At 65.6% G+C, this 10,387-nt stretch carries 12 protein-coding genes; all 12 read left to right on the top strand.

Annotation, left to right across the window (positions count from 1 at the left end; all coding sequences use genetic code 11):
- The coding region (locus tag RIF85_RS08020; protein ID WP_309071385.1) for a DUF2087 domain-containing protein at positions 1–491 on the top strand (491 nt) is incomplete at its 5' end.
- Between the two features lie 91 nt (positions 492–582).
- Positions 583–1,077 (top strand): GNAT family N-acetyltransferase, encoded by a 495-nt coding sequence (locus RIF85_RS08025; protein WP_309071386.1) that lies wholly within the window; start codon positions 583–585, stop codon positions 1,075–1,077.
- A gap of 126 nt (positions 1,078–1,203) precedes the next feature.
- Positions 1,204–1,701: a GNAT family N-acetyltransferase gene (locus RIF85_RS08030; protein WP_309071387.1), complete on the top strand. Its 498-nt coding sequence runs from the start codon at positions 1,204–1,206 to the stop codon at positions 1,699–1,701.
- Between the two features lie 90 nt (positions 1,702–1,791).
- On the top strand, positions 1,792–2,088 hold the full coding sequence (gene gatC, locus RIF85_RS08035) for an Asp-tRNA(Asn)/Glu-tRNA(Gln) amidotransferase subunit GatC (RefSeq protein ID WP_309071388.1): 297 nt from the start codon (positions 1,792–1,794) through the stop codon (positions 2,086–2,088).
- A 3-nt stretch (positions 2,089–2,091) separates the two neighbouring features.
- Positions 2,092–3,591 carry an Asp-tRNA(Asn)/Glu-tRNA(Gln) amidotransferase subunit GatA gene (gene gatA / locus RIF85_RS08040; protein WP_309071389.1) on the top strand — a complete coding sequence of 500 codons (1,500 nt, stop codon included), beginning with the start codon at positions 2,092–2,094 and terminating at the stop codon, positions 3,589–3,591.
- Complete coding sequence (gene gatB / locus RIF85_RS08045) at positions 3,592–5,106, top strand: Asp-tRNA(Asn)/Glu-tRNA(Gln) amidotransferase subunit GatB (RefSeq protein ID WP_309071390.1); 1,515 nt, start codon at positions 3,592–3,594, stop codon at positions 5,104–5,106.
- Positions 5,107–5,159: 53 nt separating this feature from the next.
- On the top strand, positions 5,160–6,047 hold the full coding sequence (locus tag RIF85_RS08050) for an aminoglycoside phosphotransferase family protein (RefSeq protein WP_309071391.1): 888 nt from the start codon (positions 5,160–5,162) through the stop codon (positions 6,045–6,047).
- Positions 6,044–6,787, top strand: coding sequence for a protein phosphatase 2C domain-containing protein (locus RIF85_RS08055; protein ID WP_309071392.1), 744 nt, complete (start codon positions 6,044–6,046; stop codon positions 6,785–6,787). Before RIF85_RS08050 ends, RIF85_RS08055 begins: the two co-directional genes overlap by 4 nt.
- Positions 6,788–6,841: 54 nt before the next feature.
- Positions 6,842–7,948 (top strand): FAD-dependent oxidoreductase, encoded by a 1,107-nt coding sequence (locus tag RIF85_RS08060; protein WP_309071393.1) that lies wholly within the window; start codon positions 6,842–6,844, stop codon positions 7,946–7,948.
- Between the two features lie 93 nt (positions 7,949–8,041).
- The gene (locus RIF85_RS08065; protein WP_309071394.1) at positions 8,042–8,524 is read left to right on the top strand and encodes a TrkA C-terminal domain-containing protein; all 483 of its coding nucleotides are present in this window, start codon (positions 8,042–8,044) and stop codon (positions 8,522–8,524) included.
- Between the two features lie 7 nt (positions 8,525–8,531).
- A complete protein-coding gene (locus RIF85_RS08070) occupies positions 8,532–9,710 on the top strand; it encodes a cation:proton antiporter (protein ID WP_309071395.1) in 1,179 nt (392 codons plus the stop codon).
- Between the two features lie 204 nt (positions 9,711–9,914).
- Positions 9,915–10,387, top strand: a 473-nt coding sequence (locus RIF85_RS08075) for a hypothetical protein (protein ID WP_309071396.1), incomplete at its 3' end; no start/stop codon positions are given.

Raw genomic sequence — 10,387 nt, forward strand, 5'->3', positions numbered from 1 at the left:
ATAACCTGTCCCCGCATCAGATCCCGGGTATGACCATGAGTTGGCAGAAAGTGTTTTCGACACTGGCCTCCACAAGGCTGCGTGAGGCATACGCCCGCGCGGTGCTGGGAGAGGATCCTGAAGTGCAGCCAAAGGAGCGAGCAAAGCTCATCGAGTCAGGACTGCTTGATGCCGACGGTTCGGTCAATGACGCCCTGTTCAAGGAGCTCCTGGCAGCCGCATCAGCCCCGCGGCCGCAGGGCGTCGACAGGTTCTTTCGTGAAGGACGCCTGGACGGACTTCCGGCGGGGCATGCCGACCGGCTGTCAGTGCTCGAGCACCTGGCCGATCGCCTGTTTCCGGGCGGGCAGGAGCTGACCGAGCCGCAGGTCAACCTGCTGATCGCCACTGTTACGCGCGATATCCCTACGCTGAGGCGCGCGCTGGTCGATTACGGGTACCTTGTACGGAATGCGGACGGAACCGGGTACCGGCGTTCAGAGGTCGCCTAACTTAACCTGATCGTTGCATTGGTCCGGTCACAGTCGCACGGCTGATCTGCCACACTCGGATCATCGGTGTCCTACCCCGGAGGAGTCATTCATGGACATTACGGTCAGGCAGGCCGGCGAGAACGATTACGCCGAGATCAGGCGCATCACCGTGGCCGCCTACGCGGATGCCGGATACATCGACGACGACTACGCCTACAACCACATCCTCGGTGCTATCGAGAACCGGGGCTATGCGGGCGCCTCGCTGCTGGTAGCGGAATCGGACGGAGCAATTGTCGGCTCCGTGTTCATGACCAGGGCGGGCGGTGACTTCAGTGACGTCGCCCACGACGGTGAACTCGAGTTCCGTATGCTGGCTGTTGCACCGGATCAGCAGCACAAGGGAATCGGGCATGCGCTGGTCCGTGAGGTCATCGACCGTGCACGCCGGGACCCGGATCTGTCAGGTGTGGTCCTGACTATCGCGCCGCAAATGGACGGACAGCACAAGCTGTATGAGGAGATGAACTTCGTCCGCATGCCGTCCCGCGACTTCGTGCTGTCTGACTCCTTCTCGCTGCACGTGTACAAGCTCGCCCTCTGACGGCGTCAGCAGGGCGCTGGTTCCAACCCTCTGTGGGTTCGTCATGTGCGCAAGCCGTACTTCGGCTCGGGACAGGGCACAATGGATAGGCGCATTTCGGCGCCCTCCCAGAACAAGGCATAACCAATGACCCTCACCATCCGTCGTGTAACGGAGAACGATTACGACGACGTCCGCCGGATCACCCGCGACGCCTACCTTCACGCCGGCTACTTCGACGCGGCCGACCACCCCTACGTGCAGGTGCTCGCCGACGTCGAGCACCGGGCTGAGCACGCCGAGGTCTGGGTGGGCGAGGATGACGGCGTCGTGATCGGGTCGTTCGCGATCACTTTCGAGGGTCAGCGCTACACGGATATTGCCATCGCCGGTGAATTGGAGTTCCGTATGCTCGCCGTCGACCCGGCCGTCCAGCGAGGAGGCTACGGGCGCCGGATGGTCGAGTGGATCATTGACTACGCCCGCACCGTCGACGGCGTAGAGGCAGTCAGCCTGACGAGCGGCACGGACATGGTGCGTGCGCATCGACTGTACGAGTCGCTCGGTTTCGAGAGGGTGCCCAGCCGCGACTGGTGGGTACCGGGTGAGGACATCGAGCTGTGGGTCTTCCGACTGGAGCTGTGATCGAGGTGCCCCCTTCGCAGTCCGGTGACGGACTGAAGCGCGCATAGACTAGAACCCGAAACCCCAAGCCATTCAAGATCCTGGAGAAACATGCCCGAGATCACCCGTGAGGACGTCGCGCATCTTGCCCGGCTCGCACACATCGACATGAGCGCCGAGGAGTTGGACCGGATGGCCGGTGAACTGGCCGTCATCGTCGATTCCGTCAAGGCGGTCAGCGAAGCGGCCGGCGACGACGTTCCGGCGACCAGCCACCCCATCCCGTTGAGCAACGTCTACCGGGATGACGTCATTGGCGAAACCCTCAGCAACGACGAGGCTCTGAGCGGTGCCCCCGACAACGCGGACGGCCGCTTCAAGGTCCCCGCAATCCTGGACGAGGAGTAAACGATGTCCGATCTCACCAGGCTCAGCGCTGCCCAACTCGCGGAGAAGCTCACTTCCCGCGAGATCTCGGCAGTCGAAACCGTCCAGGCGCACCTTGACCGCATCGGCGAGGTCGATCCGGCCATCAACGCCTTCCTCCACGTCAACACCGACGAAGCACTGCGCGTCGCTTCCGAGGTGGACAAAGAGCGTTCGCTCGGCGACGCAATGCACCCGCTCGCCGGCGTGCCGATCGCCGTCAAGGACCTGATCGTGACCAAGGGCCAGCCCACCACGGCAGGGTCCAAAATTCTCGAAGGCTGGCACAGCCCGTACGACGCCACGGTGGTCCGGCGCCTCCGCGACGCCAAGATGCCGATCCTCGGCAAGACCAACCTTGACGAGTTCGCCATGGGCTCGTCCACGGAACATTCGGCCTACGGACCGACCCGCAACCCCTGGGACCTTGAGCGTATTCCGGGAGGATCCGGCGGCGGATCGGCCGCAGCTGTCGCGGCCTTCGAGGCACCCCTCGCCCTGGGTACCGACACCGGTGGTTCCATCCGCCAACCCGGAGCAGTCACCGGAACAGTAGGCGTCAAGCCGACGTACGGCGGCGTCTCCCGGTATGGTGCCATCGCCATGGCGTCGTCCCTCGACCAGATCGGTCCCGTAACCCGCACGGTCCTTGACTCGGCCATGCTGCACGAGGTCATCGGCGGACACGACCCCCACGACTCCACCTCGCTGACCGACCCGGTCGGCGCCCTCGTTGAAGCTGCCCGCAACGCCGACGTCAAGGGCATGCGCATCGGCGTCATCAAGGAACTCCAGGGGGAGGGCTACCAGGAGGGTGTCCAGGCACGTTTCAACGAAGCCCTGGACCTGCTGCGTCAGGCCGGTGCCGACGTCGTTGAGGTCTCCTGTCCCAACTTCAAGTACGCATTGGGCGCCTACTACCTGATCATGCCTTCGGAGGCATCGAGCAACCTCGCAAAGTACGACGGCGTCCGCTTCGGACTGCGCGTCGTGCCCGACGGCGCTCCCACCATTGAGCGCGTCATGGGCGCCACCCGCGCCGCCGGCTTCGGTGACGAGGTCAAGCGCCGCATCATCCTCGGCACCTACGCGCTCAGCGCCGGCTACTACGACGCCTACTATGGCTCGGCACAGAAGGTGCGCACCCTCATCCAGCGCGACTTCGACGCGGCGTTCACCCAGGCGGACGTGCTCATCTCACCGACGGCTCCCACCACGGCATTCAAGCTGGGGGAGAAGCTGGACGATCCGCTGGCCATGTACCTCAATGACGTCGCGACCATCCCGGCGAACATGGCGGGAGTTCCCGGCATCTCGGTTCCGGGTGGACTCTCGGACGGACTGCCCGTCGGGATCCAGTTCCTGGCCCCCGCACGTCAGGACGCCCGGCTCTACCGGGCGGGCGCGGCACTGGAGACCCTGCTCGAAAACACCTGGGGCGGACCCCTGCTGGCACAGGCACCAGAGATCGCTGGAGTGAAGTAAATGACTGCTGAAACCGCCGAAATCCTGTCCTTCGAAGAGGCCATGGAGAAGTTCGATCCGGTACTCGGATTCGAGGTGCACGTTGAGCTCAACACCCGCACCAAGATGTTCTCCAGCGCACCGAACGCGTTCGGTGACACCCCGAACACCAACGTCACTCCGGTGGACCTGGGCCTGCCCGGCGTGCTTCCGGTCATCAACCGCGTGGCGGTCGAGTCCTCGATCAAGATCGGCCTCGCGCTGAACTGCAAGATCGCCGAGCGATGCCACTTCGCCCGGAAGAACTACTTCTACCCGGACACCCCGAAGAACTTCCAGACCTCGCAGTATGACGAACCGATCGCCTACGACGGCTCCATCGACATCGAGCTCGCCGACGGCACTGTCTTCACGATCGAGATCGAACGGGCGCACATGGAGGAGGACGCCGGCAAGCTCACCCACATGGGCGGCTCCACCGGCCGAATCCAGGGCGCCGAGTTCTCACTCGTCGACTACAACCGCGCCGGGGTTCCCCTCGTCGAGATCGTGACGAAGCCCATCGTCGGTGCCGGTGAGCGTGCTCCCGAGCTCGCGAAGGCCTACGTCGCCGCCATCCGCGAGATCGTCAAGAACCTCGGCGTATCGGATGCCCGCATGGAACGCGGGAACGTCCGCTGCGACGCCAACGTGTCACTGAAGCCCAAGGGCCAGGAGAAGTTCGGGACGCGGACCGAGACGAAGAACGTGAACTCGCTTCGCGCCGTCGAGCACGCTGTCCGGTACGAGATCCAGCGCCACGCCGCAGTGCTCGACGCCGGCGGCACCATCACGCAGGAAACGCGCCACTGGCACGAGGACACCCGGTCGACGACGGCCGGACGTCCCAAGTCCGACGCCGACGACTACCGCTACTTCCCGGAGCCGGACCTGGTGCCCGTGGTGACTGACGACGCGTGGATCGAGAAACTCCGCAGCGAACTCCCCGAACCGCCCGCCGCACGCCGCAAGCGCCTGCAGGCTGACTGGGGCTACTCCGACGCCGAATTCCGCGACGTGGTCAACGCCGGCGTCATGGACTCCATCGAGGAGACCGTCGCTGCAGGCGTGAAGCCCGCAACCGCCCGCAAGTGGTGGATGGGCGAGATCTCCCGCCGTGCCAAGGTCGCCGACCTCGAGCCCGCTGAGCTGGGCGTCACTCCGGCCCTGATCGTGGAACTTCAGGGTCTCATCGACTCCGGCAAGATCAACGACAAGCTCTCCCGTGAAGTGCTCGACGGCGTGCTCGCCGGCGAGGGCACGCCCACCGAAGTGGTGGCCCAGAGGGGCCTCGAAGTTGTGTCCGACGACGGCGCCCTCCTCGAAGCGATTGACGGCGCCCTTGCGGCCCAGCCCGATGTTGCGGATAAGATCCGCGGCGGAAAGCTGCAGGCGGTCGGCGCTATCGTCGGCGGGGTCATGAAGGCAACCCGCGGCCAGGCAGACGCCGGCCGGGTCCGTCAGCTGATCCTGGAGCGGCTCGGAGTCGAAGGGTAGCCAAGCCGTTCGGACGACTGACAGGAACGGGTAGGGGGCCAGCGGTGGCGAACATGCCGGCAGCAGAGGTGAACGTCACCGCTGAGCTGGTGGCGCGCCTGCTCGCCGATCAGCACCCCGATCTCGCCGGCCTGCCGCTCGCCCGGGCTGCCAACGGCTGGGACAATGCGATCTTCAGGCTCGGCGATGATCTGGCCGTCCGCCTGCCCCGCCGGCAGGCGGCGGCCGACCTCATCCGGAACGAGCAGCGCTGGCTGCCCGAACTCAGTGTGGGCCTGCAGGCGGTGACACCCGTTCCGTTGCGGACGGGCACGCCGTCGTCGTACTTTCCCTGGTACTGGACCATCACACAGTGGGTGGACGGGATACAGGCGGCGGGAATCGAGCCGCACGGCCGCTCCCAAGCGGCCGAAGACCTCGCACGCTTCGTGCTGGACTTTCAACGCCCGGCACCTCCGGATGCCCCACGCAATCCGGTGCGCGGCGGACCGCTTTCCACCCGCAACGCGGCTGTGGAGGAGCGGGTCGCCTCCGCAGGGTTGTCCGAGGACCTACTCTTCCTGTGGCGCGACCTGCGGGACCAACCGGAATGGGATGGCCCGCCTCTCTGGCTGCACGGCGACCTGCATGCGGCGAACCTTGTCCTGGACCGGGCGGGAGGCCTCGCGGCCGTTCTCGACTTCGGGGACCTGACGTCCGGGGATCCCGCCACGGACCTCGCCGCTGCCTGGATGGTCTTCGACGGCGGGGGCCGCAGGACTTTCATGGAAACAATCAACAGTGAACGGGCTCCCGATCCGGCGACGTGGCGGCGCGCACGCGGATGGGCCCTGTGCATGGCCTCGGCCATGGCCGCCATCTCCGACGACAACCCGATTTTCCGCTCCATGGGGGTCCGGATTCTCGAGGAAGTACTGCTTGACGAAGGGGTCACCGGATGAAGTTCTCGCATGTCTCCCGCGTCCAGACCGAGGGCGACAACCACGTCATGGAAGACGCCTGCGGTTACCGGAACAACGCTGCCTGGATGATCGACGGTGCAACGAGCCTCCTCGACGAACTCGATCTCCCCGGCGCTTCCAACCCCTCCTGGTATGCACAGGTACTGGGACTGGCGCTTGCTGAAAGCGCCGGGCCGAGTGATGCCCGCTCGGTTCTCGCCGCGGCGCTCGCGAAGGTGGACGACATCGGCCACCAGCTGGTGGGCGCCGAATCCGAGCGGTTCCCAAGCGCCGCAGTCTCGCTCATCACAGCGGACGACGACGGCACGCTCTCCGTCCTCAGCCTCGCCGACTGCCACGTGGTTGCAGGCTTCGGGAACGGGGAGGTGCAGCACGTCGGCGAGGCGTTGCCGGGATCGTCGTCGCTTGAGGAGCTGCGCGCGGCGCGCCTGAGGCGGAACACACCCGACGGCGTCTGGGTTGCTCGCCGGGAGCCGGCCGCAGCTCAACATGCACAGCTCGTGACGCTCGAATCGGTGCACACCGTGGCGCTGGCGTCGGACGGTGCGTGGCGCGCTGTCGACCTGGGGCTTGTCCGCGGTCCCGAGGAGTTTCTTGAGGCGGTGCAGACTCCAATGGGGGCGCAGGAGCTTATGCTGATGCTGCGGACCACCCAGGACGAGATCGGCGAAGCAGCTGACGACGCCTCGGTCCTGTGCGTCGCACTGACGGAGCAGTAGCCGGACGTCAGCCGCATTTTCGCGGAGACCAGCGGAGCGTGAGGAGATACGGCCATGGCCGAAACAGCAGACGTCGTCATCGTCGGTGGTGGGATTGCGGGACTGTCGCTCGCGTCGGCGCTCACGTCAAACACCCGCGCGCGGCTGAGGGTTGTCCTCCTCGAGGCAGAACACTCGCTCGCGTACCACACGTCCTCACGGTCAGCCCGGCAGCTGATTCCCAGTTATGGGCCGGAGGTGATCCGCCGGCTCACGGACCGGACGCTGAACCTTCTCGGGGAACTTGAGGGTGGCCTGTCTTCGCCGGTTCTGTCGCCCCGCAGCTTCATGCTGATCGGCTCCGAGGAGACTGTCGCTGCCCGTGCCAGCGGCGCAATGGAACGCATCCCGTGGGAGGAAGCGGTGCGTCTCTGCCCACAGATCGCGCCGGCTTCAGACGCCCACGGTTACGACGCCGCCGGCCTCGACACCACCTCCGTCGGCTGCAATACCGATGTGTTGCTCGAACACCATCGTGAACGCGCCACTGCAGGCGGCACCAGGATCCTGACGGGTGCCCGGGTCCACTCCGTCCAGCAGTTGCGTACCGCCTGGGAAGTCGGCGCCGGACCGCACGCAGTACATGCCGCCGTCGTCGTCAATGCTGCAGGCGCCTGGGCAGATGAACTTGCTGTCCTGTCCGGGGTGGCCACGCAGGGCCTGCGCCCCTACCGGCGCACGGCAGCCGTCGTCGCGGCGAGGAATATGCCCGCTCCGGATTCCCCGATGGTCGCGGCAGCGGATGACAGTTTCTACTTCCGCAGGGACGACGGCGGTGTCCTGATTTCGCCTGCAGAGTCCGTTCCCAGCGTGCCTGAGGACGCGCAGCCCCGGCCCGAGGACCTTGAAGCGCTGATCTCCCGCCTAGGTTCGGTGACCGGACTGGAAATCGAGCACGTCCTGAGGGCATGGACGGGATTACGCACCCAGGTGGCCGATGGCCTGCCCGTGGTGGGTTTCGACCCCGAGGCCGAGGGCTTTTTCTGGTTAGCGGGCCAGGGCGGCTACGGGTTCCAGACGTCGTCGGCGATCGCGGAACTGGCGGCCGGACTCATCTCCGGCGCCGGCCCGGGATCCGGAGGCGGACAGGCCATTGCCGCAGCGCTCGCAGCGGACCGCTAGCCGAGGACGTGCCCTGCGGGCGCGCATCGCTGTTTCGCCCGAGGTGGACAGCTCCCGGAGTTCGCACAGCGCTCCCGGGACTAAAGTAAAAGCATGAAGGTTGAAGAGACGCCGCTTCCGGGAATCGGCGTACGCAAGGATATTGTCACGGCTTCAGGCCGCAGAATCGGGACCGTCACCCAGCGTGACGGTGAGACGGAGTTGATCGTCTCCCGTGCCGATGACCCGGACGCATGTCTGGCGTCCATTCCGCTCACCTCCGAGGAAGCCTCTACCCTCGGGAACCTGCTTGGTGCGCACCAGCTCGTGGCGCAGTTGACCGAGGCTCACCGCGACCTTCCGGGCGTGAACACCCGCCAGTTCCTCGTGGAGGTCGACTCTCCCTATGACGGACGCAAGCTGGGGGATACCAAGATGAGGACCCGTTCCAGCGTGTCGATCGTTGCTGTACTTCGGCGGGGCCAGGTGCAGGCTTCGCCTACGCCGGATTTTGTGCTCGGGTCCGGTGACCTGCTCGTAGCGGTCGGCACCTCCGAGGGGCTCGACACCGCCGCCGAGATCCTCCGCGGCGGCTGAGCCGCCCGTGGGAAGTCACAGCGCGCTGGTTCTCATTGAACTGGGGGCCGTCTTTTTCGGCCTCGGTATCCTGGCAAGACTCGCCGGACGGATAGGACTCTCACCCATCCCGCTCTACCTGGTCGGAGGGCTGTTCTTCGGTCACGGCGGGCTCATCGAGCTCGACGGTGTGGCGGAGTTCAGCGAGATCGCAAGTGAAATCGGCGTCGTCCTCCTGCTCTTGCTGCTCGGGCTCGAGTACACGGCGGGGGAGCTGGTCACCGGCCTCAGACAGTCGTGGATGGCCGGTGTACTGGACATTGTGTTGAACTTCCTGCCGGGCGTGCTGATTGCACTCGTGCTCGGATGGGGCGGCATCGGAGCCTTCGTGCTTGGCGGCGTGACCTACATATCGTCGTCAGGCATCGTGGCGAAGGTCCTCTCGGACCTCGGACGGCTCGGAAACCGCGAAACACCGGTGGTCCTTTCGCTCCTGGTCTTCGAGGACCTGGCCATGGCGGTGTACCTGCCGATCCTCACCACCGTCCTGGCAGGCGTGAGCTTCGCCGGCGGTCTCCAGGCGGTGGGAATCTCGCTCGTGGTCGTGACCATCGTCCTCGTGGTAGCGCTGCGCTTCGGCGCAACAGTCTCCGCCGTTGTCGACTCGAAAGACCGGGAGGTATTCCTGCTGACGCTGATCGGCGGGGCGCTCCTGGTGGCAGGTCTTGCCTCTGCCATGCAGGTGTCCGCCGCCGTCGGCGCGTTCCTGCTGGGTATCGCCATCTCCGGGGCCACAGCCACCAACGCTGCTCGCCTCCTCGAACCCTTGCGTGACCTGTTCGCTGCCGTTTTCTTTGTCGTCTTCGGGCTCAACACCGATCCCGCAACCATTCCGCCCGTCCTCGGTTACGCACTCCTGCTCGCGCTCATCACCACGATCACCAAGGTGGCAACGGGCTGGTGGGCTGCAAAACGGCAGGGTGTCGGACGCCTGGGCCGTGCCCGCGCCGGTGCCGCCCTGATTGCACGCGGTGAGTTCTCGATCGTCATCGCCGGCCTTGCAGTCGCTTCGGGAGCGGTGACCGAGGAGCTTGCTGCACTCGCAACTGCCTACGTCCTGCTCATGGCCGTGTTTGGACCGATCGCTGCGCGGCTCGCGGAACCGGCAATGAACCTGTTCCGAAGGAGCGTACCGCTACCGGTGTAGCCCGGATACGCCGACGCGGCCCGAGGAAGCACACGGTGACATTGCGGCGTCTGATTGATTGCGGTTCGACCCACTCTGTGACCTGTGGAAACGGTCATTTCACCTCCGCCGTAACGGTTATGCGCCGATGGCTTCCGCGCCGGATCCTTACGCTTTCAGCAGCCCTACGATGATCCCACCTACTCAAATGAAAGGTGGTGCATCATGCACACACTTCGTGCGCTGCTGGCGAGTCTGCTCCTCATTGTCGGATTCGGCCTGGTAGCGCCGGCCCCTGCATCCGCGGCTCCGTACTGTGGAATCACGTGGGGCTCACTAGCGAAGACCAGCACGGCCCAAACCAGTGCTCCCGTCGTGAACGCCCGAGCGGGACGACACGCCTGCTTCGATCGGCTCGTGATCGACGTGCGCGGCACTGGTGCCGGCTACACCGTTCGCTACGTCAGCGCCGTCACCGGGACTTCCGGGCTGCCGACGCCATTGCGTGGAGCCGCTGACATCCAGGTCACGGTCAACGCCCCCGCCCACGACGGCAACATGAACGCAACCTACCGCCCGGCCGTCCGGTCCGAAGCGGTCAATGTCACCGGGTTCACAACCTTCCGCCAGGTGGCTTACATAGACAGTTTCGAGAGCCGCACAACCTTCGGCCTCGGCGTCCGCGCCCGTCTTCCGTT

The sequence above is a fragment of the Arthrobacter sp. genome (assembly GCF_031179385.1).
GTDB lineage: Bacteria > Actinomycetota > Actinomycetes > Actinomycetales > Micrococcaceae > Arthrobacter_D.

Excerpts from the sequence above, each read along its gene's own strand:
- RIF85_RS08025 (WP_309071386.1), top strand. The coding sequence starts at position 583 with ATGGACATTACGGTCAGGCAGGCCGGCGAGAACGATTACGCCGAGATC.
- RIF85_RS08030 (WP_309071387.1), top strand. The coding sequence starts at position 1,204 with ATGACCCTCACCATCCGTCGTGTAACGGAGAACGATTACGACGACGTC.
- gatC (WP_309071388.1), top strand. The coding sequence starts at position 1,792 with ATGCCCGAGATCACCCGTGAGGACGTCGCGCATCTTGCCCGGCTCGCA.
- gatA (WP_309071389.1), top strand. The coding sequence starts at position 2,092 with ATGTCCGATCTCACCAGGCTCAGCGCTGCCCAACTCGCGGAGAAGCTC.
- gatB (WP_309071390.1), top strand. The coding sequence starts at position 3,592 with ATGACTGCTGAAACCGCCGAAATCCTGTCCTTCGAAGAGGCCATGGAG.
- RIF85_RS08050 (WP_309071391.1), top strand. The coding sequence starts at position 5,160 with ATGCCGGCAGCAGAGGTGAACGTCACCGCTGAGCTGGTGGCGCGCCTG.
- RIF85_RS08055 (WP_309071392.1), top strand. The coding sequence starts at position 6,044 with ATGAAGTTCTCGCATGTCTCCCGCGTCCAGACCGAGGGCGACAACCAC.
- RIF85_RS08060 (WP_309071393.1), top strand. The coding sequence starts at position 6,842 with ATGGCCGAAACAGCAGACGTCGTCATCGTCGGTGGTGGGATTGCGGGA.
- RIF85_RS08065 (WP_309071394.1), top strand. The coding sequence starts at position 8,042 with ATGAAGGTTGAAGAGACGCCGCTTCCGGGAATCGGCGTACGCAAGGAT.